This is a genomic window from Hyphomonas sp., from assembly GCF_013823385.1.
GTDB lineage: Bacteria > Pseudomonadota > Alphaproteobacteria > Caulobacterales > Hyphomonadaceae > Hyphomonas.
Genome location: NZ_PNMA01000047.1, coordinates 1 through 18,265, shown reverse-complemented (window position 1 = coordinate 18,265; position 18,265 = coordinate 1). Strand labels below are relative to the sequence as shown.

Here is an 18,265-nt window from a genome sequence, read left to right as displayed (position 1 = left end):
CCACCCCGTGAGCCACCCAAACTGCTCCGACCCCGGATGGCCCTGCCAGTCCGGATACAGATGTATGCCCCCTCCCCTTCGTCACCCTCGATGGCCGCAGGCCATCTGAGGGCCCATCTCCTGCGCGCGCCCCCCTGCGGGGCGCTGAAAAAGAGATGGTCCCCGATGACACGGGAAGGTCGGGAACTGTGACAGGGCGGGAGATGGGCCCTCAGATGCGCTCACGCGCATCGAGGGTGACGAACCAAAAGCCAGCGCTCTAAGGAGAACTCGCGCCCTCACCCCTACCCCTCTCCCGCAAGCGGGAGAGGGGGAAACGCTCAAGGCCTGACGGAAACCGCCACCCGCTGGCCGCGCAGCTCAGCGGCGCCGAAAATCGTCATGAAGCTGATATCGGTCGCGTCCCGCCCGATGGCGATACGCACCAGCTCCGCCTCGCGCGAGAGCCGTGTCGGGTCGATCAGATGCCAGGCATGGTCCAGCCACACCTCGACCACCGCATGGAAATCAGGCGGATCAATCGCCGGGGCGTAGGCCGACACCATCCGCGCCGGCACGCCCATCGCCCGGCAGAAACTGATCAGCGTATGGGCAAAGTCGCGGCAGACGCCCCGCCGCATCAGGAAAGTGTCCGTCGCCGTGGTCGTCTCATTGCTGCTGCCGGGGGCATATTCAAAATTCTCGAAGATCCAGTCCGACATCGCCAGAACCATGTCGCCGCCCTGCTTGTCCGAAAATGCCTCCTCGGCAAAGGATGTCAGCTTGTCGGCGTCGCAATACCGGCTCGGCATCAGATAGCTGATCACGTCATAGGGCAGCTCCCGCCGCGCGGGCACATGCAGGCCCGAAATATTGACCGGCCCACGCGCCACATCCACCAGCGCCGAATAGGAAATCGTCACGTCCCCCTCCGCCTCCAGCCAGCGCCGGCGGCCCAGCGTCTCCGGGCCTTCAGCCAGTATCAACCCGCTCTGCGGATCGGCCGTGAGAAGATCGGACACAATCTGCTGGTCGCCCGTGCGGATCGCCTCCAGCGAGAGCAGCACATCGGCAGGCTGGGCAAAGTGATAGGCAAGCGAAGCGTCTATCTGCACGCGCATGAAAAGCGTCCTGAAAGGCTGAAACGGGATGAGCGCCGATCCGGCAGCGCCCCGTTCATCAAGCGCGCAACCATCGATTTCGTTGCAAACTGGCTGAAACAGAGCGGAAAGAAAAGAGCCCCGCTGAAGCCCGGCCCCTGCACCGGCGCTGGCGTGAAGCCCCCCATTGGCTATAGGGTGGGCCGCGACAGGCCGAGGGCCAGACCGGCAAGGAGACAGCAGCGATGAAATGGCAGGGCGGACGCAGGGGCGGCAATATCGAAGACCGGCGCGGCATGAGCGCTGGCGCCGCGGTCGGCGGCGGCGGCATCGGCCTCATTATCCTCGCGCTGATCGGCTATTTCGTCTTCGGCATGGAGCCCCAGCAGATCGCCGAACTGGCCAGCCAGCAGCAGGGCAGCAGCGCTTCGCAACAGGCCGGCGTCGAGGGCACACCCGCCGATGAAGCGGGTCAGTTCGTCGATGTCATCGGCGCCAATATCAATGATGTCTGGCAGGGCTCGCTTGAGGGCTACACCCCGCCCCGCGTCGTCCTCTATGAGCAGGGCACCAATACCGGCTGCGGCTTCGGCCAGTCCGCCATGGGCCCGTTCTACTGCCCGGCCGATCAGACCGTCTATCTCGACCTCTCCTTCTGGCAGGACATGGAAACCCAGCTCGGCGCGTCCGGCGCAGAGTTCGCCCGCGCCTATGTCATCGCCCATGAGTTCGGCCACCATGTGCAGACGCTGACCGGCGCCTCGCAGAAGGTGCGCCAGGCCCAGCAGAGCGCCCGCAGCCAGGAAGAGGCCAACCAGTATTCCATCGCGCTGGAACTGCAGGCCGATTGCTATGCCGGCTTCTGGGCCGCCCATGCCGCCCGCGCCTCCGGCGGCGCCGTCGCCCTCGAACCCGGCGACCTCGAAGAGGGTCTCAAGACCGCCAACGCCATTGGCGACGACATGATCCAGAAACGCATGCAGGGCCGCGTCACGCCGGAAAACTTCACCCATGGCACCGCCGAGCAGCGCATGACGTGGCTGCGCCGGGGCTATGACAGCGGCGATCCGAACACCTGCAACACCTTCAACTGATCCGGAGCCGGATCAGCCTCACCTAACCATAAACCTAAAGGGAGTAAGCCGATGACCGACGGCGTATACAAAGACTTTGCCACGACCCAGATCCATGCCGGCTCCGCGCCAGACCCCGCTACCGGCGCGCGCCAGGTGCCAATCTATCAGACCACGGCCTATGTTTTCCGCGACGCAGACCATGCCGCCGCCCTCTTCGGCCTGCAGGAAGTGGGCTATATCTATTCGCGCCTCACCAACCCGACCATTGCCGCGCTCCAGGCGCGCCTCGCCGCGCTGGAAGGCGGCGCGGGCGCGGTCTGCTGCTCCTCGGGCCATGCCGCCCAGATCATGGCACTCTTCCCGCTGATGGGGCCGGGCAAGAACATCGTCGCCTCCACCCGCCTCTATGGCGGTACGATCACCCAGTTCACCCAGACCTTCAAGCGCTTCGGCTGGTCGGCCAAACTGATCGACACGGAAAATCTCGACGCGATCAAAGCCGCGATTGACGAGAACACCCGCGCCATTTTCTGCGAAACCATCGCCAATCCCGGCGGCTATATCAGCGACCTCGACGCCCTCGCCAAAATCGCGGACGACGCCGGCATCCCGCTGATCGTCGACAACACCACCGCCACGCCCTATCTCTGCCGCCCGATCGAGCATGGCGCCACCCTCGTCGTCCATTCGCTGACGAAATACATGACCGGCAACGGCACCGTCACGGGCGGAGCGATCATCGATTCCGGCAAGTTCAACTGGTCGGCCTCGGACAAGTTCCCCTCCCTCTCGGCGCCGGAGCCGGCCTATCATGGCCTCAAATTCCACGAGACCTTCGGGCCCGCCGCCTTCACCTTCCACGGCATCGCCATTGGCCTGCGCGACCTTGGCATGACCATGAACCCGCAGGGCGCCCATTACACGCTGATGGGCATCGAAACCCTCTCCCTGCGGATGGAAAAGCATGTCGCCAACGCCCAGAAGGTTGCCGAATGGCTGGAGAAACACCCCGCCGTTGCCAGCGTCACCTATCCCGGCCTTGCCTCCTCGCCCTATCGCGAGCGCGCCAAGCGCATCACCCCCAAAGGCCCCGGCGCGCTCTTCACGGTCCAGCTGAAAGGCGGCTATGAGGCCTGCATGAAGTTCGTCGCGAGCCTGAAACTCTTCAGCCATGTGGCCAATCTCGGCGACGCGCGCAGCCTCGTTATTCACTCGGCCTCCACAACCCACCGTCAGCTGACGGATGAGCAGAAAATCGCCGCCGGCGCCGCCCCAGATGTCGTGCGCCTCTCCATCGGTATCGAAGGTCCCGAAGACCTGATCGCAGACCTCGACCAGGCCCTGAACGCCGCGGGTTAGGAATATCCGGAAAGGGCGGCTCTATCCGGGCCGCCCTACCCGCTCGATCAGGGCCCTGGCCGCTGCCGGGTTGCGCTCCTTGGCGCCCGCAATGAAAAAGGCAAACACCTCGCGCGTCTTCGCCCAGCCCTTCAGCGTTTTCGCCCAGGCGTCCAACTCGGCAGGGGTGTAGCCGGTCTCAAGTTCGCTGCGCGTCTGCTGCAGGCGGGCATAGGCGAAGTCTGCCGTTTCAATGTCCGGCATCGGCCAGTCCGGATCATCGGCAAACACCACCGCGCAGCCATGCTGGCGCATGAGATCCGTGAACGCCTCATTCCGGAAGGTGTCGTTGCGCACCTCGATGGCATGACGCAGGCGCACGCCCTTGTGCTCCGGCGGCAGGCAGGAACAGAAGGCGCCGAAATACGCCGCATCAAACTTGCGCGTCTCAGGAAACTGCCAGTTGATCGCGCCCAGCTTCTCGCCCAGCGCCGTCACGCCGCCCCCGATGAACATGCCGACAGAACTACGCATGTCCTCCACCGTCTTGCGGATCGTCGTTGCCCGGTGCGCCTTCACGGTAAAGCGGAAGCCTTCCGGCGTCTCCTCCGCCCATTTGGCAAAGGTCGCCTCGCTCTGGCCGCGATAGAAGGTCGAGTTGATCTCGATCGCCGTTACCTGCCGGCTCGCATAGGCGAGTTCGCCGGCCTTCTTCACCTCCGGCGGATAGAATGTCTCCCGCCAGGGCTCATAATTCCAGCCACCGATACCGGCACGAATGGGATGGGGCATGAGGGTCTCCTGACAAGGCGGCGCTGCGCCGGGGCGATCCTATCCGCGCCGCCTCCGTCAGGCAAAGCCCGCTCCGCAACGTCAACCTAGGGATTTGCCGCCCAGGCCGATCCAGACATCCATCGCCCGGAAAGCCGGCATTCCGGGGAAAATTCTTTGCAAATAAAACAATGATTTGAACGATTATCCTCCAATTTCCGCCTTTTGTCCGTCCTGCCGGAATTTTATTTGGTTAATCTGTGGAAACTGAGATTTTTTCACTCGCTTTGATTGGAAACCAGCGTTAGGCAAATTTCCGCCAGCCATGGGGATTGGCGCATAAACGATACTTTCAGGGGCTACACTTTGTTCAAGCACACCAAGCTGCTCGCCGCTGCAGCAGCAGCACTCATCCTGTCGCCGATCGCCTGCGCGGATGATTTCCAATTCTCCGCAGGCGGAGAATATCTGTTCGATTCCAACGATACCGAATTCGCCTTCACCGGCATTACGGGCCGCGGCACCTATTACTTCAGCAAGAATATCGGCCTCGAAGCGGAAGCCACGATCGGCACCAGCGGCGCCGACAATTATGACGGCAGCGGAATCGACTTTGATCTCGACCGCCAGTTCGGCGGCTATCTCGTTGGCCGCCTGCCGGCCGGCAAATCCGGCGAGCTGTTTGGCCGCGTCGGCTTCCGCGCTGGCACGATTTCGGTCACAAGCGATGCCTTCTGGTTCCCGATCGATCAGGAAGTCGACTATAACGGCTTCTCCATCGGCGCCGGCTACAGCCACTTCTTCAGCAACAATGTCGGCATTCGCGGCGAAGTCACCACCAGCGGCGCCTCGCTCGACAACAACTTCTCGCCCGACGGCAACCTGACCAGCCTCTCCCTGTCGCTGGTGTACAAGTTCGGCGGCAAGGAATAATCCTTTCCGTATACGGCAAACGAAAAGGGCGGCCCCAGGGCCGCCCTTATTTGTAGCGGGTCTGGTTTACTCCGCCGTCCAGTCCTCATGGCCGTGGCGAATGCGGACAACGATCACCTCATCGCCGACAATATCGAAGATGATGACGTGGGCACCTGCCCGGTGTACGCGCACAGACCTGTAGAACTCTTCCCGCAGCCTCACAGCCTCCGGAAAGTCGCCGACAAAGCGCAACGCCTTTCCAATCTGTTCCACATATCGCCGGGCCTGCGCCTCACCGAACAGCCGCACGCCGTCATTGAAAATCCTGCGCAAGTCGTGTTCAGCGGCAGGTGTAAGACGAAGGATCATCCCTGCGTCTTGCCCAGAATCTCCGACATGATCTGATCGAGCGATTTATCGCTGATACCGCTCGCAAAGCCTTCCTCGAGCTTCTCGTTCAGCGCCGCGATCTTCTCCTGCTTGATCTGCTCCCGGCGGATCAGATCGCGGATGAGATCAGAGGAGTTGGCATATTTGCCATCCTCGGTCTGCGCCTCGACCCAGGCTTTCATCTGATCGGGCAGAGAAATGTTCATCGTGGCCATGGCGGAGCTCCTTTGAGGGGAGAATCGCGGTTATGGCAAAGTTTGTCAAGATTGTAGGGTGGGTTGAACGAAGCGATACCCACCGCCGGACGCTTCGTGACGTGACCCGCATGGCGGGTATTGCTTCGCTCAACCCGCCCTACAAAAAAGGGCGGCCTTTCGAGCCGCCCTTCTTGTTTCAGATCAGGTATCCAGGAAGCTTCGCAGCTTCCGGCTCCGGCTCGGATGTTTCAGCTTCCGGAGCGCCTTCGCCTCGATCTGGCGGATACGTTCGCGGGTCACGCTGAACTGCTGGCCGACTTCTTCCAGCGTGTGATCCGTGTTCATGCCGATGCCAAAGCGCATCCGCAAAACGCGTTCCTCACGCGGGGTGAGCGAAGCCAGTACGCGGGTCGTCGTCTCGCGCAGGTTCGACTGGATGGCCGCGTCCACAGGAAGCAGCGCCATCTTGTCCTCGATGAAGTCGCCGAGGTTTGAATCCTCGTCGTCGCCAATTGGCGTCTCGAGGCTGATCGGCTCTTTCGCGATTTTGAGAACCTTGCGGATCTTCTCCAGCGGCAGGCCCAGTTTCTCGGCCAGTTCTTCCGGGGTCGGCTCGCGGCCAATCTCGTGCAGCATCTGGCGCTGGGTACGGATGATCTTGTTGATCGTCTCGATCATGTGCACCGGGATACGGATCGTCCGGGCCTGGTCCGCAATGGAGCGGGTGATGGCCTGACGGATCCACCAGGTCGCATAGGTCGAGAATTTGTAACCGCGCCGGTATTCGAACTTGTCGACCGCCTTCATCAGGCCGATATTGCCCTCCTGGATGAGATCCAGGAATTGCAGACCACGGTTGGTATACTTCTTGGCGATGGAGATCACGAGGCGGAGGTTGGCTTCCACCATCTCCTTCTTCGCGATGCGCGCTTCGCGTTCGCCCTTCTGCACCGTCTGGACGATCCGGCGGAAGTCGTCGATCGGAATGCCGATCTCCTGCGCGATCTCGGAAATCTCGTCGCGCACTTCCTGAACTTCGGCGCCCTTGCCATCGACGAGGCGTTTCCACTTCGCCGAAATCTCGCGCACGCGCTCGGCCCAGTCCGGCTCAAGCTCGCTGCCGATATAGTTCTGCAGGAACTCCTTGCGCGGAACACCGTGCGCATCGGCGAGCCGCATCAGCTTGCCTTCCAGACCCATCAACTTCTTGTTGATGGCGTAGAGCTGCTCGACGAGGGCTTCGATACGGGCATTGTTGATGTGGATCGTCTTGAGATTTTCCACGATCGCCAGCGACAGCTCGTCATATTCGTGCTGCGCCTTGGGGGTGAGGTCCTTGCCTTCGATCCGGCGGGTCAGCAGGCGGTCCTGAAGCTTGCGGAAGCGGCTGAAGGCTTCGGCAATCTCGTCAAGCTTGGCGAGTACGCCTTCGCGCAGCTCCCCTTCCATCGCCGACATCGACATCGCCACCGCGTCGTCTTCTTCTTCCTCTTCCTGCTGCTGCTGGCGCAGGCGCTCGGCCTCAACCTCGTCCACCTCTTCGGCAGAACGTCGCTTGCCCTTGGCGGGGACCGGCTCGGGCGGCTTTTCCTCGATCACCTTGGGCTCGGGCGGCGGATTTTCCGCGCCATAGGTCGCTTCCAGGTCGATCAGGTCACGCAGCAGGATGCGCTCATTCATGAGCTCATCGCGCCACACCATCATGGCCTCGAAGGTCAGCGGGCTTTCGCAGAGGCCGCGGATCATCGCGTCGCGGCCGGCCTCGATGCGCTTGGCAATCGCGATCTCGCCCTCACGGGAGAGAAGCTCCACCGCGCCCATCTCGCGCAGATACATTCGCACCGGATCGTCGGTCCGGTCGCTGCCACGGGCATTGCCCTTCTTGGCGACGACCTTCTTGTCCTCGATCTTGGTGAGGGCCTTGCCCTGCTCCTCGGCCTCTTCCTCGGTCTCGACGACCGCGATGCCCATTTCCGAGATCTGGGACATCACGTCCTCGATCTGGTCAGAGCTCATGTCAGAGTCCGGCAGCAGCTGGTTGATTTCGTCATGGGTGATGAAGCCGCGCTTCTGGGCGCGCTTCAGAACCTTTTTGACGTCTGTGGCGTTAAAATCGACCAGACCACTTTCATTGTCCTTGTCGTCTTCGCCCTCGCCGTCGCCGGCAGTGTTCTTTTTCTTCTTGGTGGCTGTCGCCATATCTCAGCTATCTCCCGTCTGGTCCGGCAGCCTCTGCAGGGCCGCCATGCCAGTGCCTCTCGCCTTACCGCTCAGCTATCGCTGCGTTTACTGGATGCCTCGTTCATACGGACCTTCAGAGCCTGTCGTTCAGCAACCTTTTGCAACTGCCTCCGCCATTCTTGCGGGGACAGCGTAGGGTCCGCGCTCGCACTATCCGTGCCAAAGCCCGTCTCCTGGTCGCTGGAACGCCGCATCGCCACATATTGCTCCAGAGCGATTAGCCATTCCCGAGCCTCGGACCCATTGGTCTCTATCTGAGGCGTTACGGGATAATCTTTGAGCAAGCCGGCAGCACGTATGTTCCCAGAATTCGCTAAATGGGCGGTGATTGTCCCGCGGTCAATGGGGATTCCGTCATTTGCCAGGTCAAGAACTGCATCGCGCAGGCGAATGACATCCGCATCGGCAAATGCACATTGGGCGAGCATCTCGGCGCCAATGGCCAGAAGGCCCGGATTGTCGATGGCGCGCAGCACGAGACTCAGCCCGCCAATCTTCTCCCGCGCGCCCTGCTTGAGCACTTCCTGGGCCGGTTCGCCTTCCGAGAGAATCTGTGCCGAACCGGGCCGTCCCGGCCTTCCCGGCCGTTTCTGGAAGTTCGCCGCGCGCTTTGCCTCGCGCAGCTGCCAGAGATAATCCCGCAGGCGCGACTTCAGATCCCGCTCATAAGCCGATTTCACCCCGGCATGGCGGATATGCCCGCACGCCGCCATCAGCCGCGCTTCCAGCCCCGCCTGCCGCTCGGGCGTATCCAGCGGCTCGGCGTCCCGCTCCCGCCGCCAGAGCAGTTCCGACATCGGCAGGCGCGCGGCCAGCTGCTCGGCCATCGCGCCCGGCCCTTTTGCCCGGATCAGGTCATCGGGGTCCATCCCGTCGGGCAGCAGCACGAAGAAAACGGATCGCCCCGGCTCAGCGAAGGGCAGCGCCCGATCGAGCGCGCGATAGGCGGCGCCCAGCCCTGCCCGGTCGCCATCAAAACACATCACCGGCTCCGGCCCTGCCCGCCAGATCAGCTGCAGCTGCTCCTCGGTCAGCGCGGTGCCCAGCGGAGCCACGGCATTGCCAAAGCCCGCCTCGCAGAGGGCGATCACGTCCATATAGCCCTCAGCCACGATCAGCCCGCCGCCTTCGCCATGGCCGAGCGCCTCACGCGCCGCCTTGTAGCGATAGAGCACGGTGGACTTGTGAAAGAGCGGGGTATCGCCGGAATTGAGGTATTTCGGCTTGGCATCGGGCTGCAGCGCCCGGCCGCCAAAGGCGATGATCCCGCCGCGCGAATCCGGAATGGGAAACATCAGACGCCCGCGGAACATGTCATAGGGCTCGCCGCCCCGGTCGCTTTCCTTGATGATGCCGGCTTCCAGCAGTTCGCCATCGGTAAAGCCAAGCTCATGCAGGCGGGCCCGCGTGCGCCGCCAGTCATCGGGGGCATAGCCGAGCCGGTATTTGCTCCAGCTGGACGCCGGAAGACCCCTGCCCTCCAGATAGCTGCGCGCCCCGCTGCCCTCATTCGAGCGCAGCCGTTCCTCGAAGAATTCCGCCGCCGCCTCGCACGCTGCCTGCAGCCGCTTGCGGTGGTCATATTCCTCTGCCGCCGCAGGGCTTGCCTTCGGCAGGGCCATGCCTGCCTCTTCGGCAAGCTTCTCCACCGCCTCCATGAAGGAGAGCCGCTCGGTCTCCATCACGAAATTGATCACATCCCCGCCCATGCCGGAGGAGAAGCATTTGAAGATGCGCTTCTGGTCGTTGACATAGAAGCTCGGCGTCTTCTCGGCGGTGAACGGGGACAGCCCCACCCACTCCTTGCCCTTCTTGGTCAGCTTCACCTTGCGCCCGATCACATCGGAAGGCCGGATACGGGCCTTCAGCTCCTCCACGAAGCCGTCTGGAATACGAATGGGGGGAACAGATGACATAAGGGTCAGAATACCATCTTTGATCGTCGCCGGGCACCGGAGATTGGCATCCGCCCACAAAATACAACACCCAAAAGAAAAGGGCCCCGCCTTGCGGCAGGGCCCTCCTGGTTCAACGGCGCTGGCTGTACCTTACTCCCAGCGATACATCGGCGCTTCGTCGAACTCGGCTTCATCCATATCCAGGACCACGTCGCCGTCGCTGTCGCCCTCGGCAACGCGGATGGCATTGGCGCGAACAACGAACTGATCGGTCGAGGCCAGGCTCGGCGAAATCACGGCATAGCGCAGCTCACCGGAATTGGTCAGGATCAGGTCGGTGATGCGGACATCATCCTCGCGGAAGGAAACCGGGGTCGTGGCACCCATGATTTCCGAAGCCAGGCGATAGTCGTTCATGCCGTCCTGCTCGAAGGCGGGAAGCGTTTCGAGAGTCTCCTCGGCAATCTGCACCAGCACTTCCGGCTCGTCATTGGCCGGGGCCGTCACGGTCGCGGAGGTGAAGGCAATCTGGCGCAGCTCGCCGCCGACACCGGCAACGCCGCCATCACGGATCAGGATCACCGGCGAGGCACCATCTTCACCGAGGTAAAGATCGGCAACCGTGGCGATTTCCTCATCCGCGCCATTGCGCACCGAAGCGCCGATCAGGTCAGAAGCTTCAATTTCGCCCTGGGCGAGGCGGTATTCGGCACGAACGGAGTCAAACGCGTCGGCATTGGCCGTTTCAACGGTGGCATCGTCATACTCGACCACCTGCGGGCCGCGGGTCTCATAGCCATTGGTGGCCGCCGGGCCTTCAGCCGGCGAACAGGCAGCGGCACCCAGCAGCAGAACAGTGGCACTGGCAGTAGCAAGAAGGGTCTTCATGGGAATGTCCTTTCGATGGGGGTAGATGCCCCACCAACGGACCCTGCGAAGAGTTGTTCCGCCACATTGCCGTCTTTTCAGACTCTGGGCGGAAATAGGGCGGGCTCGCCCCTGCCCGGCTGCTCAGCCCTTGCTGAGCGCGGTGCGTACGGCCTTGCCGGCGCTGGCCGCTTCGATCTGGCCCGGATAGCGCGATTTCAGCTCGGTCACGCAGCGGCCCAGGTCTTTCAGCTTGGCCGCGCCCAGATCCTCGACCACCTGCCGCACGGCAATGTCGAGCGCCTTGCCCGCCAGCGGCTGAGGCAGGAACGCCTTGATGATCTCGACTTCCTCGCGTTCGCGGATGGCTTCGGCGATGCGGCCTTCCTCTTCATGCTCGCTGGCGGCTTCCTCGCGCTGGGCCACCATCGTCAGTAGCACGCGCTGGACATCCGTATCCGGGCAGCCTTCGCCCTCGCCTCGCCCGCGCGCGCAGACATCCCGGTCCCGGATCGCGCATTCGACCAGGCGCAGCGTGTTCAGCCGCGTCTCGTTCTGCGTCCGGGCGGATTCGTCCTTGAGAGCTTGAAGGATGCGGGACTTGAGCCCCATACAGGCAGTCATATCTTCACGGCCCATGCCGGTCCTATGCCTTTCTACACCCCGCGACAAACGCCTTGCTTGACGGTGCGGAGAGTCAGCCCCAATAAGCGGCCGAGTTTTAGCCAGACCGGTTAAAACGGCGTCAACCAGCATGGCCAGCGGCGAGAGGTATATCTTCCATGAGCAGGAATCAAGATATGGACTCAGCCACCGGTGCCTTGGCCCTTGAAGATGGTACGATTTTCGCGGGTTTCGGGGCCGGGGCGACGGGTATCAAGGTGGGGGAGCTGTGCTTCAACACCGCCATCACCGGCTATCAGGAAATCCTGACCGACCCCTCCTACGCCTCGCAGATCATCCTTTTCACCTTCCCGCATATCGGAAATGTCGGCGCAAACGCTGACGATCAGGAAGAATCCACCCCTGCCGCTGCCGACGCGGCCCGCGGCGCCATCTTCCGCGAGCCGATCACGGCGCCCTCCAACTGGCGCGCCACAGATGATTTCGGCGGCTGGCTGGCCAAGCGCGGCATCATCGGCCTTTCCGGCGTCGATACGCGCGCGCTGACCAAGCGCATCCGCGAAAAAGGCATGCCGAAGGCCGCCATCTGCCACAAGCCGGACGGGAAGATCGACTTTGCCGCCCTGGTGGAGCTGGCGAAGAATTGGGAAGGCCTTGACGGGGCAGACCTGGCCGACGCCGTCGATCAGGACGCCATCTACGAAAACACCGACGGTCTCTGGAAGCCCGGCACCGGCCACGACAAACTCAGCAATGCCGAATTCCATGTCGTCGTGGTCGATTTCGGCGTGAAGAAGAACATCCTGCGCAATCTCGCCAATGCCGGCGCCCGCGCAACGGTCGTCAATGGCGACGCCACGGCCGAGCAGATCCTCGCCCTCAAACCCGATGGCGTCGTCTTCTCCAACGGCCCCGGCGACCCGGCCGCCACCTTCGAGCGCTCGGGCGCCATGATCCAGGCCATCGTCGCCTCCGGCCTGCCCATCCTCGGCATCTGCCTCGGCCACCAGCTGCTCGGCCTCGCGCTCGGCGCCAAGACCAAGAAAATGGCCCAAGGCCATCACGGCGCCAACCACCCCGTCAAAGACCTCACCACCGGCAAGGTCGAAATCGTCTCGATGAACCACGGCTTCACCGTTGATCCGGAAACGCTCCCCGCCGGCGTGGAAGAGAGCCACCGCTCCCTCTTCGACGGCACGAACTCTGGCCTCTCGGTCACCGGCAAACCGATCATCTCGGTCCAGCACCACCCCGAAGCCTCGCCGGGCCCGCAAGACAGCTTCTACCTGTTCGAGCGCTTTGCCGGCCTGATGCGGGACTATCGCGGGAAATAGTCCGTAAGGGGCTTCGAGGGGCCAGAAATCGCACTGCGATTTCCCCGAGAAGGCCAGCCGCCGCAAGGCGGTTGGCGGGCAAATACGACGCCCTCAGTTCCGTCATCCCGGAAAGCGCGAAAGCGCTTGTCCGGGACCCAGGGGCCGCGCAGAGCTGGCTCCCGGACATTTGCTCCGCAAATTCCGGGATGACGGCAGAAAAAGCGCTCGGTGCTTAAACCAGCTTCGCCTCGGTCTTCGCGCGAACCTCGTCCTCAGTAACCCCCGGCGCCAGCTCCACAAGCTTCAGCCCGCCCGGCACCACATCCATCACGCAAAGATCGGTAATGATCCGGTCCACCACGGCCTTCCCCGTCAGCGGCAGGGTGCATTCCTTCAGCACCTTGCTCTCGCCTGCCTTGTTGGCATGGTCCATCACGACCACCACGCGGCCAACGCCGGCCACAAGGTCCATCGCCCCGCCCATGCCCTTGACGAGCTTTCCGGGGATCATCCAGTTGGCGAGATCGCCATTCTCCGCCACTTCCATCGCGCCGAGGATCGCCATCGCGATCTTCCCGCCCCGGATCATCGCAAACGAAGTCGCGCTGTCAAAATAGGCCGTATGCGGCAGTTCGGTGATCGTCTGCTTGCCGGCATTGATCAGGTCGGCGTCTTCCTCGCCCTCAAACGGAAACGGCCCCATGCCCAGCATGCCGTTTTCCGATTGCAGGGTAACCGTCATGCCTGCCGGAATATGGTTCGCCACCAGCGTCGGAATCCCGATGCCGAGGTTCACATACATCCCGTCCTTCAGCTCCTGCGCGGCCCGCGCCGCCATATCATCGCGTGTCCAGGGCATCTTCAGAAACCTCCGCTCATCCCCGCGAAGGCGGGGATCTGGTTCGGGATAAGGGATTGCTTGCCGCACGAGCCCCCCGCCTGCGCGGGGGAAAGCGGATAAAAGGATGGAATCATCATACCCGCTTCCTCACCGTCCGCTGCTCAATCCGCTTCTCATGCGCCCCCTGCACGATCCGGTGCACATAAATGCCCGGCAAATGGATCGCGTCCGGATCAAGCTGCCCCGGCTCCACAATCTCTTCCACCTCCATCACGCACACCTTGCCACAGGTCGCGGCTGGCTGGTTGAAGTTGCGCGCCGTCTTGCGGAAGATCGCATTGCCCGTCGTGTCCGCCTTCCAGGCTTTCACGATGGCAAGGTCAGCCACAATCCCGCGCTCGAGAATGTAGGTCTGCCCGTCAAACTCCTTATGCTCCTTGCCCTCGGCGATGACGGTGCCCACGCCCGTCTTGGTGTAGAAGCCCGGAATGCCCGCGCCGCCTGCCCGCATCCGCTCGGCGAGGGTACCCTGCGGGTTGAACTCTAGCTCCAACTCGCCGGAGAGATACTGCCGCATGAACTCGGCATTCTCGCCCACATAGGAACTCATCATCTTCTTCACCTGCCGGCTCTCCAGCAGCATGCCGAGGCCAAAGCCATCAACGCCCGCATTGTTGGAGGCCACGGTCAAATTCTTCACCCCGCTCTCGCGGATCGCCGCGATGGAGAGTTCCGGAATGCCGCAGAGGCCAAAGCCGCCCGCCGCAATCAGCATGCCGTCAAACAGCAGCCCGTCGAGCGCTGCTTCGGCTGTTTCATAGACCTTGCTTGCCATCCGGCCCGTCACTCCCTCATTTGCGCGCCCTGAATGCCTCAGCCCGCGCCAGATTTCAACACCTGTTGAAACTCAGACCGCCTCAACCGTCTGCTCGATCGCGCCGAAGATCGAATGCCCGGCCACGTCGCACATCTCGATGCGCACCGTGTCGCCCGGCTTCATGAACGGCGTCTTCGCCGCCCCGTCGCGGATCGTCTCGATCATCCGGATCTCCGCGATGCAGGAATAGCCAAGCCCGCCCTCGGCCACGGGCCTCCCCGCCCCGCCATCGGCGCCCTTGTTGGAGACGGTGCCCGACCCGATGATCGAGCCCGCGACCAGCGCCCGCGTCTTGGCCGCATGCGCCACCAGCCGCGGCAGGCTGAACGTCGCGTCCACCCCGGCATTCGCCCGGCCAAACGGCTGGCCGTTGAGGTCCACCCGCAGCGGCAGATGCACCAGCCCATCCTTCCACGCCTCGCCCAGCTCATCCGGCGTCACCGCCACCGGCGAGAAGGCCGAAGCAGGCTTCGCCTGGAAAAACCCAAACCCCTTGGCCAGCTCCTCGGGGATCAGCCCGCGCAGGGACACATCATTGCAGATCATCACGAGGCGGATGAGCTTTGCGGCCTCTGCCTCCGACACGCCCATCGGCACATCATCGGTAATCACCGCCACCTCCCCTTCCATGTCGCAGCCCCAGGCCACGTCTTTGAGGGGGATCGCGTCGCGCGGCCCGAGAAACCCGTCCGAACCGCCCTGATACATCAGCGGATCAGAATAGAAGCTTTCGGGCACCTTGTCCCCCCGCGCCGCGCGCACCAGCTCCACATGATTGATATAGGCAGACCCGTCCGCCCACTGATAGGCGCGCGGCAGCGGGCTCATCGCGTCATGCTCATGAAACCGGAAGGTCGGCACAGAGCCCAGCTCCACCTGCTCGGCCAGCATGGCGAGTTGCGGCGCATAAATCTCCCACTTGTCCAGCGCCGCCTGCAAGGTCGGCGCAATCCGCGCGGCGTCCGTCGCCCGCGTCAGATCTTTGGAAACAACAACAAGGCGCCCATCCCGGGTGCCGTTTTTCAATGTGGCGAGTTTCATGTCTGATGTTTCCTCTCAAATCTTCTAAGCCCCCTCTCCCCTGGGAGAGCGGGTTGGGGGTGAGGGAGCACGCCCTCTCAAAATTATGCAAGTGCTGAAAAGGCAATCCCCCTCACCCCCAGCCCCTCTCCCAAGGGAGAGGGGAGTAAACTCAGCTCTCTTCCTTAATCTTCTCATGCAGCCACGCCGCATGCCGGGGCGCCTTCTTCGTCGCGCTCCATTCCTCGATCATCGGCTCGGCGACAGATTTCAGCTGCGCCATCTGTTCCGGCGTGCCGATGTCGGCGGCCAGCTCCAGCCGGTGGCCGTTCGGATCAAAGAAATAGATCGACTTGAAGATGCCGTGATGCGTCGGCCCCAGCACGTCGATGCCAAGCGACTCCAGATGCGCCTTGGCGGCATGCAGCTCGTCCAGCGAACCCAGCCGCAGCGCAATATGCTGCACCCAGACCGGCGTATTGGGATCGCGCCCCATTTCCGGCTGCTCGGGCAACTCGAAAAAGGCCAGCACATTGCCATTCCCCGCATCGAGGAAAATGTGCATGTACGGATCATAGGCCCCCGTCGAAGGCACATGGTCTTCCGCAATCGCCAGCTGGAAATCCATGCCCAGCGTCTTGCGATAAAACTCCACCGTCTCCTTCGCATCCTTGCAGCGATAGGCGACATGGTGAACGCCTTTGAGCTTTGGTGTGGTCATCTTCTTTCTCCGTCCTCCGGGAGGCTCATCCTGAGCGAAGTCGAAGGATGGGCCGCCTGGCGGTACAATCGTCAGCCCGCGCTCGCCCTTCGACTTCGCTCAGGATGAGCCTGTCTGCGGCATTACACTTTTTCTTCCGTCTTCAGAACACCGCGCTGGATCTGGTCGCGCTCCATGCTCTCGAACAGGGCCTTGAAATTCCCCTCGCCAAAGCCGTCCTTATAGTCGCCCTTGCGCTGGATGAACTCGAAGAACACCGGGCCGACCTGTGCCTGCGCGAAGATCTGCAAGAGGAGGCGCGGGCTGCCGCCCTCGGTCGTCCCGTCCAGAAGAAGCCCGCGTGCCTGCAGCCCTTTCACATCCTCGCCATGCCCCGGCAGGCGCCCGTCCAGCATCTCGTAATACGTCGCCGGCGGCGCCGTCATGAAGGGTACGCCCATCGTCTTCAGCTTGTCATAGCAGGCATAAAGATCATCACAGATCAGCGCGATATGCTGGATGCCCTCGCCATTGAACTCCAGCAGGAATTCCTCGATCTGGCCGCCGCCGCCCTTGCCCTCTTCATTCAGCGGTATACGGATCTTCCCGTCCGGCGCGGTCAGCGCCTTGGAGGTCAGGCCGGTATATTCGCCCTTGATGTCGAAATAGCGGATTTCCTGGAAGTTGAAGAGCTTCTCATAGAAGTCCGCCCAATATTTCATGCGGCCGCCATAAACGTTATGCGTCAGGTGATCGATCAGCTTGAAGCCCGCGCCTTGCGGGTGCCGGTCCACGCCGGGAAGGTATTCAAAGTCGATGTCATAGATCGACAGTTCCTTCGCCCCGGTGTCATACCGGTCGATCAGGTAGATGATCGAATTGCCGATGCCGCGAATGCCCGGAATGTGCAGCTCCATCGGCCCGGTCTCCACCTGCACGGGCTCTGCCCCCTGCGCCAGCAGATGGTCATAGGCCTTGCGCGCGTCCTTCACACGGAAGCCCATCCCGCAGGCAGACGGGCCATGCTCGCGGGCGAAATACCAGGCGGCGGATTTCGGCTCATAATTGGTGATCAGGTTGATGCCGCCCTGGCGCCACAGCTCGACATCCTTGGAGCGGTGCCGGGCGATCTTCGTAAAGCCCATCGTCTCGAAAACCGGCTCCAGAATGCCTTTCTTGGGCGCGGAAAACTCGATGAACTCGAATCCGTCGAGACCTGCGGGATTGTCGAATAGATCAGCCATGGCAAAAGGGCTCCATATTGCGCGTGCGGGATATATAGTTTCATATGTAACTAATTCTTCCCGCGCCCGCAAGAGATGGTTCAAACAGGTTCCTCAGATGCCCGACACGCCCCTGCGCCTTTCCAGCTTCCTGCCCTTCCGGCTGTCGGTCCTCTCCAACGCCATCTCCCAGCGGATTGCCGAGCTTTACGACCGCGAATTTGGCCTCTCCATCTGGCAATGGCGCGTCATGGCGGTCACTGCCGATACGCCCGGCATCTCCGCCACTGAAATCGGCCAGCGCACCCAGATGGACAAAGTCGCCGTCAGCCGCGCCGTCGCCGGCCTGATCGAAATGGGCTATCTCGAACGCCGCCCCTCCGAAGACGACGCCCGCCGCTCAAACCTCTACCTCACCCCCGCCGGCGCCGAGGTCTACAAACTCATCGTCCCCCTCGCCAAAGCCGAAGAGGCCCGCCTCGTCGCCGCCCTGTCGGAAGCCGAACAGGCCGAACTCACCCGCCTGATGATCAAACTCGCCCAAACCGCCTCCCCCGACCGCGACCTCTGGTGAGCGTGCTTGGAGCGCGGTTGGAGTTTTTTCGGAGGTTTCCGGAAAAAACTCCAACGGCGTTTCAAGCGGATAACCACCCCACCCCAACCCTCCCCATAGTCATGGGGAGGGGGCAAGTCACCCTTCGCCGAAACCGTCCCTCACCCCAAAACGCAACAGGTCCCCTCCCCATGACTATGGGGAGGGATAGGGTGGGGCCCCTCTCCGCAAAAACGAAGCCTATCCAACAAATTTCCCGCTGAACCTGCAGCAAAACCGCGATTTCCAGGAATTTCATCCACCCCCTCCGGGAACGGAGGTATACTCCGCCCCATGTCC

The 18,265-nt window shown here is 62.5% G+C and carries 18 protein-coding genes; 5 read left to right on the top strand and 13 right to left on the bottom strand.

Annotated features, from left to right (window positions below):
• Positions 1 to 320: 320 nt before the first annotated feature.
• Positions 321 to 1,100, bottom strand: a complete 780-nt coding sequence (locus C0456_RS18210; protein ID WP_291055231.1) for a transglutaminase family protein — start codon at positions 1,098 to 1,100, stop codon at positions 321 to 323.
• 224 nt (positions 1,101 to 1,324) lie between these two features.
• Between C0456_RS18210 and C0456_RS18205 the strand changes: the two genes are divergently transcribed.
• Both C0456_RS18205 and C0456_RS18200 read left to right on the top strand, forming a co-directional pair.
• Positions 1,325 to 2,173: a neutral zinc metallopeptidase gene (locus C0456_RS18205; protein ID WP_291055228.1), complete on the top strand. Its 849-nt coding sequence runs from the start codon at positions 1,325 to 1,327 to the stop codon at positions 2,171 to 2,173.
• A gap of 51 nt (positions 2,174 to 2,224) precedes the next feature.
• Positions 2,225 to 3,514: an O-acetylhomoserine aminocarboxypropyltransferase/cysteine synthase gene (locus C0456_RS18200; protein ID WP_291055225.1), complete on the top strand. Its 1,290-nt coding sequence runs from the start codon at positions 2,225 to 2,227 to the stop codon at positions 3,512 to 3,514.
• Positions 3,515 to 3,535: 21 nt separating this feature from the next.
• Here C0456_RS18200 and C0456_RS18195 read toward each other — a convergent pair whose 3' ends face one another.
• Entirely contained in the window at positions 3,536 to 4,285 is a 750-nt protein-coding gene (locus tag C0456_RS18195) for a DUF72 domain-containing protein (RefSeq protein WP_291055222.1), read from the bottom strand.
• A gap of 345 nt (positions 4,286 to 4,630) precedes the next feature.
• On the opposite strand from C0456_RS18195, the gene C0456_RS18190 reads away from it, so the two are divergent.
• Complete coding sequence (locus C0456_RS18190; RefSeq protein ID WP_291055219.1) at positions 4,631 to 5,197, top strand: outer membrane beta-barrel protein; 567 nt, start codon at positions 4,631 to 4,633, stop codon at positions 5,195 to 5,197.
• Positions 5,198 to 5,263: 66 nt separating this feature from the next.
• Here C0456_RS18190 and C0456_RS18185 read toward each other — a convergent pair whose 3' ends face one another.
• From C0456_RS18185 to C0456_RS18160, 6 genes are all read right to left on the bottom strand, one after another.
• Positions 5,264 to 5,548 (bottom strand): type II toxin-antitoxin system RelE/ParE family toxin, encoded by a 285-nt coding sequence (locus tag C0456_RS18185; protein WP_291055216.1) that lies wholly within the window; start codon positions 5,546 to 5,548, stop codon positions 5,264 to 5,266.
• Positions 5,545 to 5,784 carry a type II toxin-antitoxin system ParD family antitoxin gene (locus C0456_RS18180; protein WP_291055213.1) on the bottom strand — a complete coding sequence of 80 codons (240 nt, stop codon included), beginning with the start codon at positions 5,782 to 5,784 and terminating at the stop codon, positions 5,545 to 5,547. The genes C0456_RS18185 and C0456_RS18180 overlap by 4 nt, the downstream gene beginning before the upstream one ends.
• Before the next feature lie 183 nt (positions 5,785 to 5,967).
• Complete coding sequence (gene rpoD / locus C0456_RS18175) at positions 5,968 to 7,965, bottom strand: RNA polymerase sigma factor RpoD (RefSeq protein WP_291055210.1); 1,998 nt, start codon at positions 7,963 to 7,965, stop codon at positions 5,968 to 5,970.
• Positions 7,966 to 8,036: 71 nt separating this feature from the next.
• Positions 8,037 to 9,923 carry a DNA primase gene (gene dnaG, locus C0456_RS18170; protein WP_291055207.1) on the bottom strand — a complete coding sequence of 629 codons (1,887 nt, stop codon included), beginning with the start codon at positions 9,921 to 9,923 and terminating at the stop codon, positions 8,037 to 8,039.
• 132 nt (positions 9,924 to 10,055) lie between these two features.
• On the bottom strand, positions 10,056 to 10,793 hold the full coding sequence (locus tag C0456_RS18165; RefSeq protein ID WP_291055204.1) for a PRC-barrel domain-containing protein: 738 nt from the start codon (positions 10,791 to 10,793) through the stop codon (positions 10,056 to 10,058).
• Positions 10,794 to 10,916: 123 nt separating this feature from the next.
• Positions 10,917 to 11,411 (bottom strand): GatB/YqeY domain-containing protein, encoded by a 495-nt coding sequence (locus C0456_RS18160; RefSeq protein WP_291055201.1) that lies wholly within the window; start codon positions 11,409 to 11,411, stop codon positions 10,917 to 10,919.
• Positions 11,412 to 11,554: 143 nt separating this feature from the next.
• On the opposite strand from C0456_RS18160, the gene carA reads away from it, so the two are divergent.
• On the top strand, positions 11,555 to 12,730 hold the full coding sequence (carA, locus tag C0456_RS18155) for a glutamine-hydrolyzing carbamoyl-phosphate synthase small subunit (protein WP_367179313.1): 1,176 nt from the start codon (positions 11,555 to 11,557) through the stop codon (positions 12,728 to 12,730).
• Positions 12,731 to 12,944: 214 nt separating this feature from the next.
• On the opposite strand, the gene C0456_RS18150 is transcribed toward carA, so the two are convergent.
• The 5 genes from C0456_RS18150 to hppD all read right to left on the bottom strand — a co-directional run bounded on the left by C0456_RS18150 (position 12,945) and on the right by hppD (position 17,394).
• On the bottom strand, positions 12,945 to 13,571 hold the full coding sequence (locus C0456_RS18150; protein WP_291055195.1) for a CoA transferase subunit B: 627 nt from the start codon (positions 13,569 to 13,571) through the stop codon (positions 12,945 to 12,947).
• A 115-nt stretch (positions 13,572 to 13,686) separates the two neighbouring features.
• Positions 13,687 to 14,388, bottom strand: coding sequence for a CoA transferase subunit A (locus C0456_RS18145; RefSeq protein WP_291055192.1), 702 nt, complete (start codon positions 14,386 to 14,388; stop codon positions 13,687 to 13,689).
• A 72-nt stretch (positions 14,389 to 14,460) separates the two neighbouring features.
• On the bottom strand, positions 14,461 to 15,471 hold the full coding sequence (locus tag C0456_RS18140) for a fumarylacetoacetate hydrolase family protein (RefSeq protein ID WP_291055189.1): 1,011 nt from the start codon (positions 15,469 to 15,471) through the stop codon (positions 14,461 to 14,463).
• 151 nt (positions 15,472 to 15,622) lie between these two features.
• A complete protein-coding gene (locus C0456_RS18135; RefSeq protein WP_291055186.1) occupies positions 15,623 to 16,171 on the bottom strand; it encodes a VOC family protein in 549 nt (182 codons plus the stop codon).
• 122 nt (positions 16,172 to 16,293) lie between these two features.
• Positions 16,294 to 17,394 carry a 4-hydroxyphenylpyruvate dioxygenase gene (gene hppD / locus C0456_RS18130; RefSeq protein WP_291055183.1) on the bottom strand — a complete coding sequence of 367 codons (1,101 nt, stop codon included), beginning with the start codon at positions 17,392 to 17,394 and terminating at the stop codon, positions 16,294 to 16,296.
• Between the two features lie 97 nt (positions 17,395 to 17,491).
• Between hppD and C0456_RS18125 the strand changes: the two genes are divergently transcribed.
• Positions 17,492 to 17,947, top strand: coding sequence for a MarR family winged helix-turn-helix transcriptional regulator (locus tag C0456_RS18125; RefSeq protein ID WP_291055180.1), 456 nt, complete (start codon positions 17,492 to 17,494; stop codon positions 17,945 to 17,947).
• The last annotated feature ends 318 nt before the right edge of the window (positions 17,948 to 18,265 follow it).

What these genes read in the sequence shown, in the direction of transcription:
- C0456_RS18210 (WP_291055231.1), bottom strand. Translation starts at nt 1,100, where the DNA reads ATGCGCGTGCAGATAGACGCTTCGCTTGCCTATCACTTTGCCCAGCCT.
- C0456_RS18205 (WP_291055228.1), top strand. Translation starts at nt 1,325, where the DNA reads ATGAAATGGCAGGGCGGACGCAGGGGCGGCAATATCGAAGACCGGCGC.
- C0456_RS18200 (WP_291055225.1), top strand. Translation starts at nt 2,225, where the DNA reads ATGACCGACGGCGTATACAAAGACTTTGCCACGACCCAGATCCATGCC.
- C0456_RS18195 (WP_291055222.1), bottom strand. Translation starts at nt 4,285, where the DNA reads ATGCCCCATCCCATTCGTGCCGGTATCGGTGGCTGGAATTATGAGCCC.
- C0456_RS18185 (WP_291055216.1), bottom strand. Translation starts at nt 5,548, where the DNA reads ATGATCCTTCGTCTTACACCTGCCGCTGAACACGACTTGCGCAGGATT.
- C0456_RS18180 (WP_291055213.1), bottom strand. Translation starts at nt 5,784, where the DNA reads ATGGCCACGATGAACATTTCTCTGCCCGATCAGATGAAAGCCTGGGTC.
- rpoD (WP_291055210.1), bottom strand. Translation starts at nt 7,965, where the DNA reads ATGGCGACAGCCACCAAGAAGAAAAAGAACACTGCCGGCGACGGCGAG.
- dnaG (WP_291055207.1), bottom strand. Translation starts at nt 9,923, where the DNA reads ATGTCATCTGTTCCCCCCATTCGTATTCCAGACGGCTTCGTGGAGGAG.
- C0456_RS18165 (WP_291055204.1), bottom strand. Translation starts at nt 10,793, where the DNA reads ATGAAGACCCTTCTTGCTACTGCCAGTGCCACTGTTCTGCTGCTGGGT.
- C0456_RS18160 (WP_291055201.1), bottom strand. Translation starts at nt 11,411, where the DNA reads ATGGGCCGTGAAGATATGACTGCCTGTATGGGGCTCAAGTCCCGCATC.
- carA (WP_367179313.1), top strand. Translation starts at nt 11,555, where the DNA reads ATGAGCAGGAATCAAGATATGGACTCAGCCACCGGTGCCTTGGCCCTT.
- C0456_RS18150 (WP_291055195.1), bottom strand. Translation starts at nt 13,571, where the DNA reads ATGCCCTGGACACGCGATGATATGGCGGCGCGGGCCGCGCAGGAGCTG.
- C0456_RS18145 (WP_291055192.1), bottom strand. Translation starts at nt 14,388, where the DNA reads ATGGCAAGCAAGGTCTATGAAACAGCCGAAGCAGCGCTCGACGGGCTG.
- C0456_RS18140 (WP_291055189.1), bottom strand. Translation starts at nt 15,471, where the DNA reads ATGAAACTCGCCACATTGAAAAACGGCACCCGGGATGGGCGCCTTGTT.
- C0456_RS18135 (WP_291055186.1), bottom strand. Translation starts at nt 16,171, where the DNA reads ATGACCACACCAAAGCTCAAAGGCGTTCACCATGTCGCCTATCGCTGC.
- hppD (WP_291055183.1), bottom strand. Translation starts at nt 17,394, where the DNA reads ATGGCTGATCTATTCGACAATCCCGCAGGTCTCGACGGATTCGAGTTC.
- C0456_RS18125 (WP_291055180.1), top strand. Translation starts at nt 17,492, where the DNA reads ATGCCCGACACGCCCCTGCGCCTTTCCAGCTTCCTGCCCTTCCGGCTG.